At 59.3% G+C, this 19,605-nt stretch carries 21 protein-coding genes; 12 read left to right on the top strand and 9 right to left on the bottom strand.

Going from position 1 to position 19,605, the window contains the following annotated elements:
- Positions 1–72 precede the first annotated feature (72 nt).
- The 4 genes from LKK40_RS08295 to LKK40_RS08310 all read right to left on the bottom strand — a co-directional run bounded on the left by LKK40_RS08295 (position 73) and on the right by LKK40_RS08310 (position 3,944).
- Positions 73–1,536, bottom strand: a complete 1,464-nt coding sequence (locus LKK40_RS08295) for an amino acid permease (protein ID WP_304310235.1) — start codon at positions 1,534–1,536, stop codon at positions 73–75.
- Positions 1,537–1,705: 169 nt separating this feature from the next.
- Positions 1,706–3,001 carry a type II toxin-antitoxin system HipA family toxin gene (locus LKK40_RS08300; RefSeq protein WP_304310236.1) on the bottom strand — a complete coding sequence of 432 codons (1,296 nt, stop codon included), beginning with the start codon at positions 2,999–3,001 and terminating at the stop codon, positions 1,706–1,708.
- Positions 2,998–3,309 carry a helix-turn-helix transcriptional regulator gene (locus LKK40_RS08305; protein ID WP_304310237.1) on the bottom strand — a complete coding sequence of 104 codons (312 nt, stop codon included), beginning with the start codon at positions 3,307–3,309 and terminating at the stop codon, positions 2,998–3,000. Before LKK40_RS08305 ends, LKK40_RS08300 begins: the two co-directional genes overlap by 4 nt.
- A 113-nt stretch (positions 3,310–3,422) precedes the next feature.
- Positions 3,423–3,944: a PadR family transcriptional regulator gene (locus tag LKK40_RS08310; RefSeq protein WP_304310238.1), complete on the bottom strand. Its 522-nt coding sequence runs from the start codon at positions 3,942–3,944 to the stop codon at positions 3,423–3,425.
- 168 nt (positions 3,945–4,112) lie between these two features.
- On the opposite strand from LKK40_RS08310, the gene LKK40_RS08315 reads away from it, so the two are divergent.
- The 6 genes from LKK40_RS08315 (at position 4,113) to LKK40_RS08340 (ending at position 8,543) form a co-directional block, all read left to right on the top strand.
- Complete coding sequence (locus LKK40_RS08315; protein WP_304310239.1) at positions 4,113–5,855, top strand: MFS transporter; 1,743 nt, start codon at positions 4,113–4,115, stop codon at positions 5,853–5,855.
- Between the two features lie 124 nt (positions 5,856–5,979).
- Positions 5,980–6,270, top strand: a complete 291-nt coding sequence (locus LKK40_RS08320; protein ID WP_304310240.1) for a hypothetical protein — start codon at positions 5,980–5,982, stop codon at positions 6,268–6,270.
- Complete coding sequence (locus LKK40_RS08325; RefSeq protein ID WP_152581594.1) at positions 6,257–6,562, top strand: hypothetical protein; 306 nt, start codon at positions 6,257–6,259, stop codon at positions 6,560–6,562. Before LKK40_RS08320 ends, LKK40_RS08325 begins: the two co-directional genes overlap by 14 nt.
- 93 nt (positions 6,563–6,655) lie before the next feature.
- On the top strand, positions 6,656–7,453 hold the full coding sequence (locus LKK40_RS08330; protein WP_304310241.1) for an aspartate/glutamate racemase family protein: 798 nt from the start codon (positions 6,656–6,658) through the stop codon (positions 7,451–7,453).
- Between the two features lie 142 nt (positions 7,454–7,595).
- A complete protein-coding gene (locus LKK40_RS08335) occupies positions 7,596–7,982 on the top strand; it encodes a helix-turn-helix domain-containing protein (RefSeq protein ID WP_304310242.1) in 387 nt (128 codons plus the stop codon).
- Positions 7,983–7,994: 12 nt separating this feature from the next.
- Positions 7,995–8,543, top strand: a complete 549-nt coding sequence (locus LKK40_RS08340) for a PIN domain-containing protein (protein WP_304310243.1) — start codon at positions 7,995–7,997, stop codon at positions 8,541–8,543.
- A 60-nt stretch (positions 8,544–8,603) separates the two neighbouring features.
- On the opposite strand, the gene LKK40_RS08345 is transcribed toward LKK40_RS08340, so the two are convergent.
- Complete coding sequence (locus LKK40_RS08345) at positions 8,604–9,215, bottom strand: TetR/AcrR family transcriptional regulator (protein WP_304310244.1); 612 nt, start codon at positions 9,213–9,215, stop codon at positions 8,604–8,606.
- A gap of 90 nt (positions 9,216–9,305) precedes the next feature.
- Here LKK40_RS08345 and LKK40_RS08350 point away from each other — a divergent pair, with 90 nt between their 5' ends.
- From LKK40_RS08350 to LKK40_RS08365, 4 genes are all read left to right on the top strand, one after another.
- Positions 9,306–10,595 (top strand): alpha-amylase family protein, encoded by a 1,290-nt coding sequence (locus tag LKK40_RS08350; protein ID WP_304310245.1) that lies wholly within the window; start codon positions 9,306–9,308, stop codon positions 10,593–10,595.
- A 90-nt stretch (positions 10,596–10,685) separates the two neighbouring features.
- The gene (locus LKK40_RS08355; protein WP_304310246.1) at positions 10,686–10,955 is read left to right on the top strand and encodes a hypothetical protein; all 270 of its coding nucleotides are present in this window, start codon (positions 10,686–10,688) and stop codon (positions 10,953–10,955) included.
- Positions 10,952–11,242 (top strand): hypothetical protein, encoded by a 291-nt coding sequence (locus tag LKK40_RS08360; protein WP_304310247.1) that lies wholly within the window; start codon positions 10,952–10,954, stop codon positions 11,240–11,242. The genes LKK40_RS08355 and LKK40_RS08360 overlap by 4 nt, the downstream gene beginning before the upstream one ends.
- A 178-nt stretch (positions 11,243–11,420) precedes the next feature.
- Positions 11,421–11,750 (top strand): hypothetical protein, encoded by a 330-nt coding sequence (locus LKK40_RS08365; RefSeq protein ID WP_304310248.1) that lies wholly within the window; start codon positions 11,421–11,423, stop codon positions 11,748–11,750.
- 57 nt (positions 11,751–11,807) lie between these two features.
- On the opposite strand, the gene LKK40_RS08370 is transcribed toward LKK40_RS08365, so the two are convergent.
- Positions 11,808–12,629, bottom strand: a complete 822-nt coding sequence (locus LKK40_RS08370; RefSeq protein WP_304310249.1) for a TetR/AcrR family transcriptional regulator — start codon at positions 12,627–12,629, stop codon at positions 11,808–11,810.
- A gap of 126 nt (positions 12,630–12,755) precedes the next feature.
- Here LKK40_RS08370 and LKK40_RS08375 point away from each other — a divergent pair, with 126 nt between their 5' ends.
- Positions 12,756–13,229: a flavodoxin family protein gene (locus LKK40_RS08375; RefSeq protein WP_304310250.1), complete on the top strand. Its 474-nt coding sequence runs from the start codon at positions 12,756–12,758 to the stop codon at positions 13,227–13,229.
- A gap of 92 nt (positions 13,230–13,321) precedes the next feature.
- On the opposite strand, the gene LKK40_RS08380 is transcribed toward LKK40_RS08375, so the two are convergent.
- Positions 13,322–13,918: a sugar O-acetyltransferase gene (locus LKK40_RS08380; RefSeq protein WP_304310251.1), complete on the bottom strand. Its 597-nt coding sequence runs from the start codon at positions 13,916–13,918 to the stop codon at positions 13,322–13,324.
- A gap of 209 nt (positions 13,919–14,127) precedes the next feature.
- On the opposite strand from LKK40_RS08380, the gene LKK40_RS08385 reads away from it, so the two are divergent.
- Positions 14,128–14,964 carry an aminoglycoside N(3)-acetyltransferase gene (locus LKK40_RS08385; protein WP_304310252.1) on the top strand — a complete coding sequence of 279 codons (837 nt, stop codon included), beginning with the start codon at positions 14,128–14,130 and terminating at the stop codon, positions 14,962–14,964.
- Positions 14,965–15,035: 71 nt separating this feature from the next.
- Here the strand turns inward: LKK40_RS08385 and LKK40_RS08390 are convergent, their stop codons facing one another.
- Positions 15,036–15,956, bottom strand: coding sequence for an alpha/beta hydrolase (locus LKK40_RS08390; protein WP_304310284.1), 921 nt, complete (start codon positions 15,954–15,956; stop codon positions 15,036–15,038).
- 246 nt (positions 15,957–16,202) lie between these two features.
- Entirely contained in the window at positions 16,203–19,451 is a 3,249-nt protein-coding gene (locus LKK40_RS08395) for a heavy metal translocating P-type ATPase (protein WP_304310253.1), read from the bottom strand.
- Positions 19,452–19,605 lie beyond the last annotated feature (154 nt).

Genomic DNA, 19,605 nt, shown 5'->3' on the forward strand with positions numbered 1-19,605 from the left:
GCGTACCACTCAGACGAAATACGAGCTTAGCAAGCTCAGGGGGTACAGCAGGCCAATGTAGCAGCACGCGCCCTACGAACGTGCATTGCCATTTTTCGCCTTACGCCCATACCGCCACCAGAACCAGAGATAACACGCTGCAGTAAACGGCACGCCGAAATAAAGCGCAGCCACTTGATTCGGATCGAAGGCAACGCCAACGAGAGAAATCGCAAGCAGCACGAATGCGACTATCGGCACCACCGGATACCAAGGCGTCTTGTATTCCAGCGTATTGATATCTCCGCCATTTTTGATGAACTTGCGACGATGAAAGAACAATGAAGCGACAATCGACATCCATACGGCAACGACTGCGAACCCAGCGACCGACACGAGCACCAGATATACGGTCCCGGGTGCGACGACACTTGAAATGAGTGAGGCGAGACCACCGACCATGCTCACGCTCAACGCGATGAACGGAATGCCCCGTTTAGTGAGGCGGGAGAAGGCACGAGGTGCATATCCCTCTTCAGCAAGCGAGAACAACATACGCGCGCATGAGAACAGACCGGAGTTGCCTGCGGAGAGAAGCGCGGTGACAATCACGAAATTCATGATATCTGCCGCATATGGGATGCCAATATAATCGTAGACAGTTACGAAAGGACTGTTGGTAACGCCGGTTTTCTCGTAAGGCACGATTGCTGCGATGACCGCAATCGCGCCAATGAAGAAAATTACCAGCCGCATTACAGTGGCGCGAAGTGCTTTCGGAATGTTCTTACTGGGATCTTTCGTCTCACCAGCGGCGACGCCGACCAGCTCGGAGCCGCTAAACGAATAGAACACCGCGAGCGAAGTAATCCCGATTCCTCCGATTCCCACCGGGAACAGACCTTTGCCAGTATTGAAGTTATTAAAGAAAACAGCTTGCGGATGGTGTGGGGAAAGTGGCGTAAAGCCGAAGATCGCCATGCCTCCAAGAACAATGAGGACGAGAATGGCAGTCACTTTGATCAGTGAGAACCAGAATTCGGTCTCGCCGAAGACTCTTGCCGAAATCGCGTTGACGCCGAACAACAGTGATGCGAAAATCAGGCACCATACCCATACAGCTACCTGGGGAAACCAACGCTGCATAAGGATGCCTGCCGCAGTGAACTCGGACCCCAGCGCCACCACCCAGCAAAGCCAGTAGAGCCAAGCCGTCGTGAAACCAGTAGCGGGGCCAATGGAACGTGCCGCATAGATATGGAAAGCCCCAGACACCGGATAGGCGACGGCGAGCTCACCAAGGCAGGCCATGACCAAGTACACCACAACGGCACCTATCAGATAGGCGATTATTGCTCCGAGCGGCCCAGCCTGCGAAATCGTATAGCCCGAGCTCAGGAAGAGACCGGAGCCGATTACGCCGCCCATCGCGATCATTACCAGGTGCCGAGCACCCATCGATCGCTGCATCTTGCGCCGCTCCGTCCGCTGGGCTGCTTTTGCGTGAGGAAGAATATTGGTATGCGGTATCTTCGGTGCCGATAAATGGTGTGTCATGAACCTCACCTTTCAATGAAAACTGCTCGGTGATGTTCAAAATAAGCATCTTTTATTGCCAATAATGCTTATTATGATTGCGGAATTGTAAATTACAAGATCAGTTACCAGGCAAAGCTTCGTTACATTAACATGTCACAGGCTGCAACGAGGCACGGCACCGATACGACTAGAACCTTCCCAGCGCCTCGGGGTGGAATTGCCGGGAGATGGCATCGGCGCGCGTTGCGGCAAGTCCAGCTTCATGCACGTACTCATCCCAAGAATCCAGCGCCTCATGGATGCCACGCAGGGTTTCGCGCACCCGCTCGACGGCGAATTGGTCCGCGAGAACCATGAGATCGTCATAGCCGATGTCTCGGAATTTGCCGTTGACGCTCATCTGGTGCATATTCGTCCATTCGCCTGTCGGATTGTACGCGAAGGTCACATCGTACGCCGGGGCGAGCCTCCAGCGCCCTGTCCTATCGGCGAGGAAGGAAACGTTCTTCGCATGGTCATCGTTGTTTGTGGCTGCGATGTTGAACGCCATGCGTCTGAATAGTTCTGTTTTCGTTTCGGCATCCAGACGCAGCGCCTCGGCTGCAGCGAACACTTGTGCATAGCTGTTGGCTCCCGACGCACGGAAATCGACTGCGGACAAGCCGGTCAGCGATTGCATGTGAATCTTTCCAGTGCTGTCGCGGTCGAAGCGGCGTGTCATGAAGTGCGCGCGGCCATGTTCTTCGAGCAGTCTCGTCTGCGCCATGTCGATGCCGGCGCCGCGAGCCATCAGCGAATACGCATATTCCACGCGACCGTAATCCTGCCCCTTGCCCAGCTGCTGGTCGCCACCGACACCGTCGAACTTGAGCAGCCAAGCCTCATATCCGGGTTCCAAAGGCAGCTGCCCCGAACAGATCTCATTCGTTTCCGGATTCAGGTTCACGATCGCCTTCGCCCGGGCACCGCCCGCGGATATGCCGACACTGATAATCTGCTGCAGCGCATGCCGCGCCGATTCGTCATCCATGAGGCTGCCTTGCACGGCGGCACGCGCAGCGATAATCAGTTCGCTCATGTCCAACGCACTCGGCTCAGAGGAGCGCGGCGACCAGTCTGGTTCGTACTCCAAGGCCCCCATGCCCCGATTGCCGAGGTACACCAGCCGATCGAGCGGCGTAACTGCGGAGGCCTCGATGCCCTGCTCGGCCATCCATGCATTGATCAGCGCATTGCCAAAGCTATCAGGCAGACTGTCGGCAATCATCGGCGGCAGTCCATGGAAAGTAGCCTGCGCAAGATTCGCGAAGGCATATGGCACTCGGCGCAATGGCATCTGCAACGGCGATAATTCGATGCCGGAGCGTATCCATTCCGGTGCGTACTGAAAGACATATACCGCCCGGTTCCGCCCGCGCGTCAACGCTCCAACCAGCCGGTTCCACGCCCTGACCTCCACCACATCGACCCCGGTGTAGCTCATCGCCTCCCCCTTGCTCTCGATACGCGTCGGGGACGGGCCGCAAGACCTTCCTGCTGGCGCAGCAATTCCATAGGCGAAGGGCCAGCCCCGATGGGATCAAGCTCGTCGAACCACTCAATCCGGCCAAGCACACGAACGATGGCAGCAAGCGTTCCCAAGGCGACGTCATGCCCGGCTTCCAGACGACGCACCGTTGCCACGCCCACATTCGCCCTCGATGCCAAATCAGCCTGAGAGAGATCCGCTGCGATGCGCAACTGTCGAATCTGCTCACCGACCGACAGCAAGGTATCGGTTATGGTTGTCATGCAATTTATAATATCAGATATGAGTGGATAGCATGATATATCCATATAAACAATCATATATGATATATTATATGAGCCTCGTCATGTTCTTTTATAACAGAACCTGAACGCACCTATTCTGGCTGCGGCACGGGGTGCTGCTGCAGGAAATCGAGCTTGTCTTGGTAGAAGCGGATGCCGAAGTCGTAGGCGTATCGCATGCCCGCGCTCATGAATTCGTCCTTGACGCCGTCGTAGTCCTGCATCAGCTGGTCCAGCCTGCTTTGAATGCTGCGTTTCTCCGATTCGATCAGCGAGGTATAGTCTTCTCTCCCCATGTTGATGCCCAGATAGGTGCGGAAGAGGAAATCGGACCGGAACTCGTCGGGCGCAATAGGGCTGGCGAGGAACTTCTCCGCCTTGGTCTTTCCCGCCGGGGTGATGGAGTAGACCTTCTTGTTGGGCCTGTCGGTCTGAATGACCGTTCTGGACGTCGCCAGCCCATCCTTTTCAAGATTGCGCAGTACCGGATACACGGTGCCTGATGTGCCGGGCATGAAGTGGCTGAACCGTTTGGTGAGAATCTCGTTGATGTCGTACCCCGACAGATCTTGCTGATACAGCAGCGAGAGGATGATATCCCGCCCCTTTGCCATGCCACGCTCCTTGCCGCTTTTCATATTTGACATTTCGACTACTTCTCTATTATCTTATCATTAGTAATATTATTACTATAAATATTATAAATAGAAAATTGCATGGAGGGGCGTATGAAATTGCACATAACATCTCGCGGTGAAGCAGCGGACACAGCTGCGAACCCTATGAACGCTGCAGGCACCGCGAACATGCCCGGCGCGGGCCGGCACGGAACGATTCTCGTCATCGGGGCGATGTGCCTGGGAATCTTCCTATGCATGCTTGATACGACGATCATGAACATCACGCTTCCGGCCATCCAGACGGGGCTGGATACCGACCTGAACTCCCTGTCGTGGGCGCTGAACGTGTACACGATCCTGTTCGCGGCGCTGTCGATACCGCTGGGTCGCGTGGCGGAAATCGTGGGCATGCACCACACCTACATCATGGGGCTTGCGGTGTTCCTGCTCGGCTCCCTGGGGTCGGGCTTGGCATGGGGGCTCGCCCCGCTCATCGCGTTTCGCGCTATGCAGAGCCTCGGCGCGGCCATCGTGTTCCCCAGCTCCATGACCATCGGCATCTCCAGTGCCTCGCTGCAATCGCGCACCGGCGTGATAGCAGCCCTGGGCGTCACCCAAGGGCTCGCCTCGGCGCTCGGCCCCGTCATCGGCGGAGTCCTCACCCAGTATCTGGGCTGGCGCTGGGTGTTCTTCGTCAACCTTCCGCTCGGGCTGCTCGCGCTCGTGGTCTGCCTGACCCAGCTGCGCATCAAGGGAGAACCCAAAGTGAAGGCAGGCATTGACTGGGCCGGCTCCCTGCTGCTCATGGCAAGCCTGTTCAGCCTTGTTCTCGCGCTCATCCAGGGCTCGACGTGGGGTTGGGCCAGCCCGGCGATCATCGCGCTGTTCATCGTAGCGGCGATTGGCCTTGCAGCGTTCGTCGCCGCGGAACGCAGAGCACGCAGCCCGATGATCGACTTGCGGCTGTTTGCGAACCGACAGTTCGTCGGCTCGTCCATCGTCATGCTCGTGGGCTACTTCTTCCTCATTGGCGTGACCGTGCTGCTGCCGACCTTCTTCACCAAGATTCAGGGAACCAGCGAACTCAAAGCCGCACTTCTGGTCACCCCCGTCAGTCTGCTCATCTTCCTCGTCACGCCGATATCCGGCCTTTTGCTCGCGAAAATAGGGCCCCGCATCCTACTCGCCGCCGGATTCGCCGCACTCACCGGCGGCTACCTGCTGCTGGGGCACATGGATCCCACGGTCCTCGTCCAGGTCATCACGGCCGGCGCTCTCGTCGGAGCCGGCTTCGGCATGATCGTCGCGCCGCTCACCATCCTGTCTGCAGCGGACTTCACCGGGGAGCTGCTCACCGCCTCGCAAAGCGTCATCGGCGTGATCGGGCGAATCGGCATCGTACTCGCCGTCGCCGTCTTCGTCACCACGCTCACGGGAAACATCGCCACCCAGCGAACCGCAGCAATCGCGGACACGAAGGCAACCGTCGACTCGCTGACCAGTCTTCCCCAGCAGACGCGAGACATACTCCTCAAGGAATCTCTAGCCAGCATCGAATCGGGAGCCACGAAAACCTCGGCCATTCCGACCAGCCATGTCACTCCAGCTCAGCGGCAGCAACTCATCGACGCGAACACCCGAAAAGCCATAGTTGAGCAGCACTTGGAGCAGGCGCCGGAAAGCGTGAAAAGCCAGGTGGCAGCGCAAGTCGCAATCCAAGTCGACAAGGAAATCAAGCACACCAACGAGACGGTTAACGCCGCCATCGCCACAATCAAAACCCAAGCCACCACACGATTCGAAGCCGCCTTCACCAGCATCTACAGCATCGGAGCCTGCGTCATCCCGTTCGGTCTGGCGACCATCTTCCTCTTCCCACGCAAGAAGGCGAGCGGGAAACAGTAACCATGCCTTTTGGATCGTTGCCGTATGCGAGATTGGGAATCTATGCTCAGGAGTCGATCTGAAATTCGCCAATTGCAATGAGCACAAACTTGCATGTACTCTATTATTGTCGTACAGTTATTTCATGGTACAGCAGTTCGGCATCGAGTTCACCGAATCCGCGGGAAAGCACGGGTTCACGCTTGACGATGTCCTATATGCGGCAAGACACATCATCCATAAAAGAACGTATCAAGAGAACGGCGAAACATATCTCAAAATCACAGGACGACATCATGGCGACCTTTTAGTACCGAGTTTGGAAATCATCATGAAGATAACGGGCTCCGGGCAGCTTGTAGTCTTTCATGCGAATGCTGAACAGGCAGGGTTCTTGGACAGAGGCCAGGAAAGGAATAACGATGAACGACGATAACATTTGGCGCTGGGATGATACTAAAGCTGTCGATTCAGAAGGCGAGCAGGCCCAGAAGGAAATGGACGCGCTGCTCATGAGGGCCACAGGTGCGAGAGACCCGGACGAAGCGGTAAACATGCTGCTAGGCCGCCCCCGCGCAGGCCAGCCTCATGAGGAGACCGTGCGACTTCAGGTGCGCGTGCCCGAATCATGGCAGAAAAGCCTTGACAGGCAGGCCAAAACAAAGCATCTGAGCCGGTCGGAATACCTCCGCCAACTGCTCGGAAAAGCCGCGATGCAAACGGCCTGACGAACAGAGCGGGTTGTGGCATTCCTGCCGTTGCCCTCAGTTGAACAAAAAGGGCGCGATTGGGCAAAACGTGCGCGGCGATACACTGGCCGCATGAATGATGGCGATTCGCAATTGGCCTCAGCCGGAACTACTCCTGTGCCCGCAGACGCGTCCGTGCCCACACCATCTGCACCGGCCGACGCCTCCCTCGGGCATATCGGCGTAGCGGGCGTGACGATTCCGGGCACGCTGCTGTGCGTGCAGGAGATTGTGGCCGAATGCGCACGACTGCAGGGCCGCCCGGGCGCGCATCCGCGCATCACGATGACGAATCCGGAGCATGAGCGCAACGAGGCGCTGATGCTGGCCCACGACTGGGACGGCCTGACCGCGCTGATGCTCGAATCCGTGGATGTGCTGGCACGGGCAGGTGCCGATTTCGTGGTGATCCCGTCGAATGCGCCGCATTTCGTCATCGGCCGCATTCAGCAAGCAGCGGCGATTCCGGTGGTGAGCATCGTGGCGGTGACGGTCGCCGAGTGCGTGCGTCGCGGTTTCCGCACGGTGGGCGTGCTAGGCGTGAACACGACGGTCGAAGATGGTCTATATGACGCGCCGCTCCGGGCGGCAGGCATAATACCAGTACGGCTTTCGACCGAGCGTCAGCACGAGCTGGATAAGTTGCTGCATGATGAGGTCATTAACGGCCCGCAGACGCCAACGACGCATGAGCATATGGTCAATCTCATCGGCGACCTGGTGGACGCTGACTGCGACAGTTTCATCGCCGGCTGCACCGAAATCCCCGTGGTGATTACGAGCGAAGACGAGTCCCCGCTGCCGTTCGTCGACACGACGCGGCTGCTCGCTCACGTCGCCGCCCGTCGCGGACTCGGGTTGGAAAGCTAGCAGCCAAGCTTCTCTGAAGGATCATGCCTTCACCAAATTTCTCATAAGACGCGCGGGATTTAAGCCGTTCAAACTATAGTCTGACAGCAAAACCGAATAATGATAAAATTGGTCATATTGGACATTTCTGTAGAGGAGGCCGATGATGAGCATCGCGATGATTGAGGCGAGGCCGGTGACTGATGATGCGCCGTTCATTCTGCAGGGCAATGGACGAACCTACCAATTGGATGAGGCGGCATTTAACGCGGCCGTAGACGCTGCCATGGCCGCGTCCGGGCACAGCCGCACTATAGGTACCGGCGAGGCGGCCCGCATTCTCGGCGTTTCGCGCAAAACGGTCCAGCGCATGCTTGACGACGGCAAGATCCCGTTCCGCCGCAACGGCGAGGCGGGCAATCATATGATGCGCGAGTCCGACATCATCGCCTATCGCGATGCCATGCGCTCTGACCGGCGCAAGGCCCTTGACGCCATGCGCGACCTGGCCGAAGACATGGGCCTGTACGGCACGCCTCATAGCAACTAAGGAATCATTCGCATGAAAACCGCCGTGCTCGATGCCAACATCTTCTTCCACATCTGGATTCTCGACACGCTGCTCACCGTAGCCGACGACGGCCTGTTCGAGCCACTCTGGTCGGATGAGATCATGGCGGAAATCAGACGCAATCTGCCCAAAGCGTGGAGGCACGCGACAACAGCCGAAATTGACGCGTTCCTGAGCACAGTGAATGATGCCTATCCTTATGCCCAAGTACCGGATTGGCGAAATCACCTGGACGGATTCACGTTGCCCGACCCGGATGACAGGCATGTGCTCGCTGCGGCACGAGCGGGAGGAGCTACGATCATCGTCACTATCAACCTTGCCGACTTTCCACCGAAAACACTGGAAAAGTACAGCATCAGAGCAGAGCATCCCGACGCATTCCTCTCACGAATCTACGACGAATCACCTGAAGCCGTTCGTCATGCGATAACACGGATGGCATCGCGCAAGAGGCATCCACCGCGCACCATGGTCGAAGAATATGCCGGGCTGAGAAAGGCCGGGCTGCCGGCTTTCGCCACGCGACTTGAAGCGTAACAGCAACTTCTTTCATACGTTCATATGTTCCGGCGAGATTCGTTTGAGCATATAATCCCCCTACGCACTCCAATCGCCCAGCGCGCCTTGGAGCGAGCCTAGGGCGGCATCGATGAGCGGCCATCGCTCGGCGTCGGGGCAGCCTTTGTCGACCCAGCGCAGGCAAGCGGCGTCGATGAAGCCGAAATAGCCCCACAAGGCATACCCGTGGCGCTCCTGGTCACTGGGGTCAAGCAGTCTGTCGAGACCCTGCACGTAACGGCGACGGGCGTCAGCGCGCAGTTCGGCGGCAGCGGGCGGCTCGCCTCCCGGCTGGCGCATGGGCATGGCCCAGGCGTCCGGGTGATGAGCGATGTGGTCGAGGTAGACTTCGGTCGCCGCCGCGATGCGATCGCGCACGGGAGTTCCAGTCGGCAGTGCCTTGAGCGCGGCGGTCTGGCGACTCATGAGATCCGCTATGGCCAGCCGCACGACTTCGGCGTAGAGGTCCTCTTTGTTGGCGAAATAGCGGTAAACCAAGGCGTTTGAGGCGTCAGCATCGGCGGCGATCGAGGCGATGGTCACTTCGTTGTAGGGGTGCTCGGCGAAGGCGTTCGCCGCCGCATCCAGTATGGCACCGCGGCGGGAGTCGGGGTCGAGCCGGTGACGCGGCTTGCGGTCAATACGTGTCATGTTGACAGTCTACCTCTAGTGAACTACAGTCACTAATTGTTAGTAAACACAGTTCAGTAGCAGGACGACTGGTGATCGAGAGGATGCCAAATGAGTGAAACAGCATCGCTGGCCGCGAGGAAACCGCAGACTCCACAGTGGACCGAGCACGCTATCTGGTGGCACGTCTACCCGCTGGGATTCTGCGGAGCGCCGATACGCGACGCGGACATGACGCCCGTTCCGCGCTTGCACAGGCTCACTAACTGGCTGGATTATGCGGTGAAGCTCGGGGCTTCGGGGCTGCTGCTGGGGCCGATTTTCGCCTCGCAGTCGCACGGCTACGATTCGCTGAATCAGTTCCGCATCGACCCCAGGCTGGGAAACGACGCGGACTTCGACGCCTTCGTTGCCGCCTGCAAGGAACGCGGCCTGCGCATACTGCTCGACGGGGTGTTCAGCCATGTCGGCGCGCAACATCCCGACGTGCTCCAAGCCTTGGCCGAAGGACCGAACGGCCCGAAGGCCGGCTTGTTCGATATCGATTGGAATGCGCCGATCGGGGCCATTCCCCGGGTTTTCGAGGGGCATTCCTCGCTTGTGCGACTCAATCACGCCTCCGAGCAGGCCGTGGAATACACGACTCAGGTTATGAACCACTGGCTGGCGCGAGGCATTGATGGATGGCGGCTCGACGCAGCTTACTCCGTCAGCACCGACTTCTGGGCGCGCGTCATTCCTCAGGTACGGCGGCAGCACCCTGATACGTGGTTCCTCGGCGAAATGATCCACGGAGACTACAGCCGATTCGTCGCCGAATCCGGCGTCGATTCGGTCACCCAATACGAACTCTGGAAGGCGATCTGGTCCTCCCTGAAAGACAAGAACCTCTTCGAACTCGATTGGACGCTGACCCGCCACAACGAGTTTCTTGCCTCGTTCACGCCGAACACCTTCATCGGCAACCACGACGTGACCCGCATCGCCAGCACCCTCGGCCCCGACGGCGCAGTAACCGCGCTGGCCATCCTGCTCACGCTCGGCGGCATACCGTCGATATATTATGGCGACGAGCAGGGCCTCACCGGCATCAAGGAGCAGCGTCTCGGCGGCGACGACGCCGTGCGCCCGGAATTCCCTGAAACGCCAGGTGAACTGTCCGCTCAGGCACAAAACATCTACCGCGCTCATCAGGATCTCATCGGTCTGCGCCGCCGCAATCCTTGGCTCACGACCGCCGCCACCACCAAGCTGCACCTCGACAACAAGCGCTACCGCTACCGCAGCACGGCAGCCGACGCGAGCGCCCATCTTGATGTGGACATTGACCTCACCACAGTGCCTTCAGCGACCATAACCGATGCCAGCGGGCAGGTTTTGTGGAGGCAGAAACGGGTGTAGTCCGCGAGCAGCGGAAGGCGTGAAACAGTGGTCGTCCATGAGCGTCTCATAGCATTTCGTTCCGTATTACGTTACGCTATACTTATTGTTATGCATATCGTCATCCATCCACATGCTCGCAAACACGGGCTCAGTGATGAACAAATCATCGCCGCTTATGAGACCGGTAGCTGGGCTAGGCGGGTGCGGTGGCGAGATGTCGAAGCCGATCCGCCACGATGGGCGACGATCGGATTCGATGCACAGGCACGGCAGATCGAGTTGGTCGTCGTAGCGGGCATGGGTGATGAAAATATCATCATTCACGCCAACTATTTGACCAAGGGATTCCTCAACGAAATCGAAAGGAGCGGACGATGAGCAAGGAACAGGCACAGCAATACATTGCATCGGATGGTACAGTGCTGACTGATGAGCTGATTGACAGGCTTGCCGCCGAGGCAGAGAACGGGTTTGCAAACAGTACGCTCGAAGCCGTCGGAGGCCGGCCGTGGGAAGCTCCCCGAGAGCCGATGAAAAGCCACGCGATTCGCATGCCGGATTCCCTGTGGACGCTGGTCGAGCGCGAGGCGAAGCTCCGCCATATGAGCGTAAGCGAGTATACCCGCCAGTCGCTCATCAGAAACATCACCCCACAAACCGCTTAAACAGAGTATCGTCCCCGGGCGCACAGTCTCGTGCGCTCAAGGTCGGCGGCGTACGCGCTGCGAGTGACGACCCTTGCTTTGCGTATTCCGCCTGGATTCCTGACGTGCTATCAGCTCTGTCGTGCTACACTTGGTACTTGAACATTGAAGTACCAATATCAAAGTGAAGGATGACATTATGCACATCGACTTTTCGGATCCTCACGTCTGGGATGCAAGCCCTGCGGTTTGGCTGTTCGTCATCGCTATGGGAATTGCGTTTCTCGTAGCGCTCATAGCGACAATATGGGCCGCACTGCGGAAAAACCGCGACGCGAAACAGCAAGGAACGCTGCGCTGGCGGCTGAATCTCGCAACGTGGGGCGGATGGCTCGTGCTGCCCCTGCTCCTCGCCGCGTACCCTTGGCACGGTTCAGCTGTGTCGATACGAGGGTTCTTCCTAGTATTGTCAATCGTCTCGCTCGTGATGCTTGTGCGAGTATGGCGCTGGCCCGCAATCAGTCGTTGAATGCCAGTCTGCCAATAAGTAAACAGACGAATCAGCGAATCAGACCATCAAAAAAAATCAGAACAAGTCCGCCGTGCCGTTCAACGTCGCCCTGATCGAGTCAATGCGACTATCGTCCCACAAGACCGTCGGGTCGTTTTCGAAGCAGTAGGCGACAATCGCCGCGGCGCCGCGCGAAGCAAGACTGCTGCTGCGCGAGGGGCTGTCAGCGCGGTTGCGCAGCACCAGACCGCGTATCAGGGCGATGAGCAGGTCGGCGACGTCATCCAGCGTCATATCGAGCTGCCCGCGCAACCGAATGCCGAACATGTTCATCAGCAACGCATAATTCGCGACAAGCCGCTCCCGGTAGCGCTTTTCGGCATTGCCGATTTCCTGCTGGGCGATTTCCTTCACATCGCTGTCGGGGAGGCTCATCGTCAGGCTGGTCAGCGCGAAATAAGTGCGCCACTGCCCCGCCAGCGCCGCCGTGCGCTCAAAGTCCGGAGTCGTGGCGGATGCGACGAGGCTGATGATGAGCTGCCAGCGGGCGTCGGCATCCTGCAGCTCTCCTATCCGCGGCAGCAATGATTCCTTGAGTTGACTGGTCGCCTCGGCGCCTTGGGTATTTTGTGTCGGAAGCGCTTCCTTGGCCAGCTCCACGATGAGATCGCCGATGAACTGGTCTTTTTGCGGCCAGAGCCGATAAAAAGCAGTACGAGAGACTTCCGCCTCGCGGATGACGTCCTCCATGCTCAGATGCTCCAACCCAAGCGGCAGGCCATTCTCGCGAATTTCGGCAACGGTCGTTTGCAGTGCGGCTTCTCGCGTCTGCGCCTCGCTCATACGAGGCCGCCGATTGCCGATTCTGGTGCGTTCGCGTCGCTGCCCGGTTTCCATTCGTTTGCCTCCCGATAATCGCCTTTGGCTATACGTCTACAAACATGCTACACTTTGTAATTGGACATTGAAGTACCAAATTCACAATACTTATTGAAAATACCGATTGAGTTGAAACGAGGAATCATGAAAGCCCTCATCGTAATCGAATCGTGCTTCGGCAATACCGAGCAGGTTGCCCAAGCCGTCGCCGCAGGCCTGCGCTCCCGCGACATCGAAGCTGCTGTCGTGCAGGCAAGTCAATCACCGAAAATCGACGATATTGAACTCCTTATTGTCGGAGCTCCGACGCACAGCCTCGGTCTGCCGAAGCCTGCGACCAGGCGTCAGGCCAACGCCAAAGGCGGCCATGCCGAAGAATCAGGTACATCGGAATGGCTTGACGCGCTGCCGAAATTGCAAGGCCGCCGCGTCGCCGCATTCGCCACCGTTACGGGAGGGCGCTTCACAGGATCGGCAGCGCGCGCGATAGCCAAGAAAATGCGCCGGCATTCGGCTGATATCGTCGCATGCGAGGATTTCCTCGTCAGCGGTACGCAGGGTCCAATTGCTGACGGCGAACTCGCGCGCGCCGAGCAGTGGGGCGCTGCGCTGATCTGAGCAGCGCCTCGAAAGCGCTCAAATCGCGTGGGCTATCATCGAGAGAATGAGCAATCACCCTATCGAAGAGCGCGACCTCACAGATCCCGAACTCAAATACCGCTGAGATAATCGGTGCGGTCTGCGTCGGAGATGGCGCGCAGCGGACGAGCCGGCACGCCGACAGCTATGGTCCGGGCGGGCACGGAATGGGTGACGACGCTTCCCGAGCCGATGATAGCGCCTTCGCCAATGGTGACGCCTTGATTGATGGTGACGCCGCCGCCAACCCAGACGTTGTCACCAATGACGACCGGCTTGGCATAGCAGGCACCGGCAACGCGTTCGGCGGGATCCATGGCGTGATTGCTGGTGTAGATGCTCACGCGCGGCCCGAAGAGCACATGGTCGCCAATGGTGATGCCGCCGCCATCAAGCATCACGCAATCGAAGTTCGCGTAGAAATGCTCACCGAGAGAGATATTGAAACCGAACTCGCAGCGGAAGGTCGGCTGGAACGATGCGCCTTCGCCGGCATGCAACACCAGCTCGCGCAGCAGCGCCTCCCTGATTGCAGCGGACTGGCCGAAACTGGCGTTGTATCGGTCGGTAGCCAGCACGGTGCGTTCGCGCGCCTGCACCAGCTCATCGGTAAGATCGTTGTACATCGCGCCGGAAAGGATGCGCTTCCGCTGTTCTTCGAGATTCATACTAGGCAAGTGTACAAAGACATAAGTACGAACGTACAATGATTGTGACGACGTTGCTCTAGCGGCGGTCAGAGTTCCTAATCAGAGTTCCCTGTCAGGATTCCTGATCAGGATTCATCGGACCGGGCCAGCGCTATGCCGCTGAAAACGCTGTCGAAGATGCTAGCGAAACGCTATCGAAAATATCGGAAATACCGGAAAGGTTCACCATGAATGTAAACGCAATAGAGACGACAGCCGATTCTCCCGCTCCCGGCGAATCTCAAATTGTGCAGCCGATAACGAAGCAGGATATCGTTGCCGACCTGCGTGCGCTCGGCGTTCGCAGCGGGTCGACGCTTATGGTGCACACGTCCTTGAGCGCGCTCGGATGGGTCGTCGGCGGCGCGCAGACGGTTGTGGAAGCCCTGCAAGCAGTCGTCGGGCCGGAGGGCACACTCGTGATGCCGGCGCAGTCGTGGCAGCTGTGCGACCCTGCGTTCCTCAAGCAGACGCCTGCCGAATGGTGGCCCGTTATCCGCGCCAATCAGCCATTCTACGACCCAGCTATTACGCCGAGCCAGACTATGGGTGCCGTGGCCGAGCTCTTTCGGACGCTGCCCGGCGCGCTGCGCAGCCCGCACCCGCATCGCTCCGTCGCCGCTCTCGGCCCCAATGCCGAGCAAATCGTTGCGAGTCACCCATTCGATAGCCCGACAGGCGAGCAATCGCCCCTCGGAGCATTGGTCAGATTGGATGCAGATATACTGCTGCTTGGCGCAAGTTCAGCCAAAACAACGGTGCTGCATCTGGCCGAGCATCGGGCGTCCTATTCCGGCAAACACACCGTCACAAACGGTGCCGCCGTGCTGGTTGGCGGCAAGCGCGAGTGGGTCTCCTGGCAGGAATTCGCCGTCCGCGACGACGATTTCCCGCAGGTCGTCGATGCCTTCGGAGCACAAAACGGTCTAGTCCGCACGCATCAAGTCGGCAACGCCACGGCTCGACTTATGCCAGCACACGAATTGGTGGATTTCGCCAGCGATTGGTTCTCGAAGCATCGGTGACGGCACCGCGATGGTGATGGTGCAATGCTGCGCTATCTTAGCGGCTGCGTTGCTGTGCTACTTCAGCGCTTTCAGCACTTCGGCTCATTGCTGTGTTCCGCTATGAACTCGCTGATGATGTCGAGCACGCGCTGGCTCCAGAAGTCGTGTTCGTGGTCGGCACCGTCGACCAGCACGAGACGCGCATCATTGCCGTTCTCAACCAACTTGTCGCACATTTTGACCGACTGCTGGTACGGCACCACGCGGTCGCCGGTGCCATGCAGCAACAGCATGGGCGGGTAGCGCCGCTCCGACTCCACCTGCAAGTAGGGACTCATATCCGTTGCACGCTGGCGTACCTTATCAGTGATTCCCGTCTGCGGCGTGGCACCGAGCACGGCTGCGAGCGGGCCTGCGTAGTACAGCCGAAAAGCCTCATTTTCCTGCCCGAACGCTTCAACCGCCTCGGTCAGATCGGTGGGAGGGAAGCAGGCGACCACGTAGTTGACCGCATCGCTCACGCCGGGATTCGTGCCATCCTCGTAGCGCGGATCGTCGGCGGTCAATCCGATGAGCAGCGCGGTGTTGCCTCCCGACGACGTGCCCCAGATGCCAACGCGGTCGGCGTCAATCTGCCACTCATCGGCATGGGCGCGCAGGAAGCGCACCGCCGACTTCGCATCTTCAAGATACGCCGGGAACACATACTCCGGGTTGCGCGAGGCATCGCGATGGTTCACTGTAGCGACCACATATCCCTCGCGAGCCAGCTGGGAAAGCTGCGCAATCTCCGTGTCGCGGTCTGGCGTGGTCCACGCGCTGCCTTGCACGAACACCACGGCCGGGTATCGCCGCGCGTCGTCATCGCCAAACGACTGCGGCGCAATAATATCCATCACCAAATGATCGGCACCGGTTTTGTACGCCACATCACGAGTCAATCGCGCCATCTTCGCCAGCGTCGGATTCGATGGCACATGGACAGCGGAGGACTCGGCAGGAGATGGCATCGGCGTTGGGCGAGCGGATAGGTTCCCCAGCTTCGCCTCAGCGCCATCCGATACGGATACATTGCGCTCCGGCTGATCTGCGCGACTATCATGCATATCGTGTTCCATACGCTTTGCCTACCTCCGATACGGGCCTAGACTGCTTTGTACCACTCAACTCATGCCAATAGTACCGTCCGAGACATGAAAAGCGCGAGACTGATACCTTAGTGCCAATCCCGCGCATTCATATGAATCAGTCCATCTTCACTTGGCGAAGCTGGCCGGATCCTTATCGAAACTGGCGGCGCAGCCTGGGTTGCAGAAGTAGTAGGTCGTGCCGTTGTAGTCGCGAGTGTCGGAGGCGTCGGCAGGGTTGATGGTCATGCCGCAGACCGGGTCGGTGACTTTCGCGGGTGCTTCGGTTTGAGGCTTGGAGCCGATGGGCGGCAGGCCTTCGGACGGCTCAGGTGATTGGGCTGCTTGGGACTGTTCCATCGTCGGCGATATCTGGGACTTCTGAGTTGCAGGTGCCGAATCGGCATCATCCGGGCCGCAGCATGCGCAATGCTTGCTATTCATAGTCATGGTGCCGCGGCGGTGGTCCGCAGCGGGCGAGCTAGAGGAGCTGGTCGAGGCGGCGTGGCAGCAGCCGTCATCATGATGCATATGGTCCATATCCATATGATCCACATGATGATGCATCTCGCGGGAATCCATGCCAGCGGCAGAATGAGGCTTCGGTTTCTCGCCCGAAGCTATGCCCGAAGCCGAAACCGCACGCTGCTGCCCGATTGTGGCCGGACGGAACCCGCGCAGGCGGTTGGCGTTGATGACGACCGAGAGCGAGGAGAAGGCCATGGCAGCTCCGGCGATCATCGGGTTGAGCAGCAGCCCGGTGAACGGATACAGCACGCCCGCGGCGACCGGGATACCCAAACCGTTGTAGCCGAAGGCGAACCAGAGGTTCTGCACGATGTTGCGCATCGTGGCCTTCGACAGGTCGTAAGCGGTCACGAGTCCGCCCAGTTCGCCGGAAATCAGCGTGATATCCGAGGACTCGATGGCGATATCGGTGCCAGTGCCGATGGCGATGCCCACATCCGCTGCGGCAAGCGCGGGGGCGTCGTTGATGCCGTCGCCGACCATGGCGACCGTGTGCCCCTGCGCCTTGAGCCTGGTCACAACAGCACCTTTATCTTGCGGCTTCACGCCCGCCTCGACCTGCTCAATGCCGACCTGACGGGCGACGGCCCGCGCGGTGATATCGTTGTCGCCGGTCACCATCACCACGTCAAGCCCGCGCTGCCGCAGCGCCGCTATAGCCCCAGCAGAACTTGGCTTGATCGCATCAGCAACGGCCAGCACCGCGGTGAGTCGGCCATCGACCGACAGCAGCACCGGCGTCGCGCCTGAAGCGGCGAAACGAGTGGCAGCCTGCTCGGCAGCAGTTACATTGTCGACATTCGCATGCCGCAGATAGTCGGTATTTCCGACCATGACTTCGTGATTGTCAATACGCGCCGAAACCCCGCCGCCCGCATCCGATGAGAAGGATTCGGCGTGCAGCAGTGTCAGCTGATGATCGCGAGCGCCGTGCACGATGGCCTGAGCGAGCGGATGTTCCGACGATTGTTCGGCGCTGGCGGCCAAGGTGAGAAGCCGGTTGCGCGAATCGTCACCCGCTTCATCTGCTCCATTCGTTTCGCTGGTTTCCGCAATCACCTGCATATCGGTCAGGCTCGGCTGACCAGCGGTGATGGTTCCGGTCTTGTCGAGGATGATCGTGTCGATCTTGTGCATGGTCTCAAGCGCCTGCGCCGAACGAATCAGGACGCCGTTCTGCGCGGCCTTGCCGGTGCCGATGGTCACCGAAAGCGGTGTGGCGATGCCGAGCGCGCAGGGGCAGGCGATGACCAGCACCGACACTGCGGCGACCAAGGCATGGACCCCTTGCGGAGCCGGGCCGAACGCCCACCAGGCCACGAAGGTCCAGATGGCGATGAGGAAGACCGCCGGCACGAAGTATCTCGCGATGCGATCGGCCATGCGCTGGATTGGCGCCTTGGAGGTTTGCGCCCGGCGCACCAGTTCGATGATCTGCGAGAGCATCGTGTCCGCGCCGACCTTGGTCGCCCGGAATCGCAAGGCTCCCGAGCCGTTGACCGTCGCGCCAGTCACGGCGTCGCCGACCGTTTTGCGCGCGGGCAGCGGCTCGCCGGTCACCATCGATTCGTCGATGGCGGACTCCCCCGCGACCACGACGCCGTCGACCGGCAGCTTCTCGCCCGGCCGGATGACGACGATATCACCCACGCGCACGTCATCGACAGAGATGTCCTGCGTTTGCGTGGATTCGATGGCGGATTGCACCGATTGCCCGGATTGCGCCGCTTCGAGCACGCCTCTATCCACAATCCGAGCGGTCTTGGGTTTCAGCCCGATCAACCCACGAATCGCCTCGCCTGTGCCCAGTCGGGCTTTGGCCTCAAGCAGCTGACCGACGAGCATCAGCGCGATAATCGTGCCGACCGCCTCGAAATACGGCTCGCGCGAACCTACTGGCAGCAGTTGCGGCGCAACGGTTACGACCACGCTGAACAGATAGGATGCCGCCGTGCCCAGCGCCACCAAGGAGTTCATTTCAGGCGAGCGGTGGAGCAGCGAAGTCCAGCCGGTGCGGTGAATCGGCCAGCCGGAGTAGAACATCACCGGAGTGATGAGCACGAGTTGGATCCACGGACTCATATGGAACACCATGAACATCGTGGCGACGAACACCGGCAGCGTCAGCACGACGGCGACGATCAGCCTGCGCCACAAATCGCGGATCTCCTCCCGCCGCGCGGCGTCGGAACGCTCCTGTTCGTCGGGCGAGGCAGCGGAACGGGGCAAGTCGACTGCGCTGACCGCACTGGGCGTATCGAGTGAATCGGGCGAGTCGGCTGAAACATGACTCAGCTGTGCTTTGCCTTGCGCCTGAGGAGCACGTGACACATGGCAGTCGCCCGGAACAAGAGTCCACGTTTCAGTTTTATCTGCGGCATCGCTTCCGTCGGCTTCGCGCGTTTCATCAGCAGCACTCTTTTCGCCGCCCGCATTCCCCATCACAAACTCGCCATCAGCCTCATTCGCATCGCGTACGATGAGCTTGCCGTGCAGCATGTTCATGCCGCAGGCGAACTCGTACTCGCCCGGATGCTCGGGTGTGAACTCGACCGGGGTTGTTTCGGAGGCCGGCAGCGTCCTGTCGATGCCGAAATCCGAGAAAACCACATGCGAGGAGCATTCGCCGCTTTCACGCCGGTCGAACATCAGCCGCACTGGGGTGCCCGCCCGCACGGCAATCGTCGAAGGTGAATAGCCGCCTTTGACCACCACATCGATCTGCTGCACGCCGCCATCGCCTACCCCAGCTTGCGTCGCCGGCGCATCCTTGCGCGGCAGCAGCAACAGCCACACAATCGCCACGGTGAGTAGCACCGCCACAGCCACCACTGCAATCGTTCCCAGCATCGGTGTCATCGCTCCTCCTCTACCTTCCTTCGCACAGGCACGGCATCACACGAGCGGCCTGTCATGCAGCCGCTTACACGCATTCGCATTCCCTCGTCGCTAAGCACAGATACGCCCAACGAACCATTTCAGCGCGTCGCGCCCTGCATTTTCA

Source organism: Bifidobacterium tibiigranuli (assembly GCF_022655035.1).
Lineage (GTDB): Bacteria > Actinomycetota > Actinomycetes > Actinomycetales > Bifidobacteriaceae > Bifidobacterium > Bifidobacterium tibiigranuli_A.

Bases quoted from the DNA above. Each gene is read 5' to 3' on its own strand.
- LKK40_RS08295 (WP_304310235.1), bottom strand. From the start codon at position 1,536: ATGACACACCATTTATCGGCACCGAAGATACCGCATACCAATATTCTT.
- LKK40_RS08355 (WP_304310246.1), top strand. From the start codon at position 10,686: ATGCATATCGTCATCCATCCACATGCTCGCAAACACGGGCTCAGTGAT.
- LKK40_RS08395 (WP_304310253.1), bottom strand. From the start codon at position 19,451: ATGCTGGGAACGATTGCAGTGGTGGCTGTGGCGGTGCTACTCACCGTG.
- LKK40_RS08335 (WP_304310242.1), top strand. From the start codon at position 7,596: ATGATGAGCATCGCGATGATTGAGGCGAGGCCGGTGACTGATGATGCG.
- LKK40_RS08365 (WP_304310248.1), top strand. From the start codon at position 11,421: ATGCACATCGACTTTTCGGATCCTCACGTCTGGGATGCAAGCCCTGCG.
- LKK40_RS08325 (WP_152581594.1), top strand. From the start codon at position 6,257: ATGAACGACGATAACATTTGGCGCTGGGATGATACTAAAGCTGTCGAT.
- LKK40_RS08345 (WP_304310244.1), bottom strand. From the start codon at position 9,215: ATGACACGTATTGACCGCAAGCCGCGTCACCGGCTCGACCCCGACTCC.
- LKK40_RS08375 (WP_304310250.1), top strand. From the start codon at position 12,756: ATGAAAGCCCTCATCGTAATCGAATCGTGCTTCGGCAATACCGAGCAG.
- LKK40_RS08390 (WP_304310284.1), bottom strand. From the start codon at position 15,956: ATGCCATCTCCTGCCGAGTCCTCCGCTGTCCATGTGCCATCGAATCCG.
- LKK40_RS08330 (WP_304310241.1), top strand. From the start codon at position 6,656: ATGAATGATGGCGATTCGCAATTGGCCTCAGCCGGAACTACTCCTGTG.
- LKK40_RS08370 (WP_304310249.1), bottom strand. From the start codon at position 12,629: ATGGAAACCGGGCAGCGACGCGAACGCACCAGAATCGGCAATCGGCGG.
- LKK40_RS08300 (WP_304310236.1), bottom strand. From the start codon at position 3,001: ATGAGCTACACCGGGGTCGATGTGGTGGAGGTCAGGGCGTGGAACCGG.
- LKK40_RS08305 (WP_304310237.1), bottom strand. From the start codon at position 3,309: ATGACAACCATAACCGATACCTTGCTGTCGGTCGGTGAGCAGATTCGA.
- LKK40_RS08315 (WP_304310239.1), top strand. From the start codon at position 4,113: ATGAACGCTGCAGGCACCGCGAACATGCCCGGCGCGGGCCGGCACGGA.
- LKK40_RS08340 (WP_304310243.1), top strand. From the start codon at position 7,995: ATGAAAACCGCCGTGCTCGATGCCAACATCTTCTTCCACATCTGGATT.
- LKK40_RS08385 (WP_304310252.1), top strand. From the start codon at position 14,128: ATGAATGTAAACGCAATAGAGACGACAGCCGATTCTCCCGCTCCCGGC.
- LKK40_RS08320 (WP_304310240.1), top strand. From the start codon at position 5,980: ATGGTACAGCAGTTCGGCATCGAGTTCACCGAATCCGCGGGAAAGCAC.
- LKK40_RS08310 (WP_304310238.1), bottom strand. From the start codon at position 3,944: ATGGCAAAGGGGCGGGATATCATCCTCTCGCTGCTGTATCAGCAAGAT.
- LKK40_RS08350 (WP_304310245.1), top strand. From the start codon at position 9,306: ATGAGTGAAACAGCATCGCTGGCCGCGAGGAAACCGCAGACTCCACAG.
- LKK40_RS08380 (WP_304310251.1), bottom strand. From the start codon at position 13,918: ATGAATCTCGAAGAACAGCGGAAGCGCATCCTTTCCGGCGCGATGTAC.
- LKK40_RS08360 (WP_304310247.1), top strand. From the start codon at position 10,952: ATGAGCAAGGAACAGGCACAGCAATACATTGCATCGGATGGTACAGTG.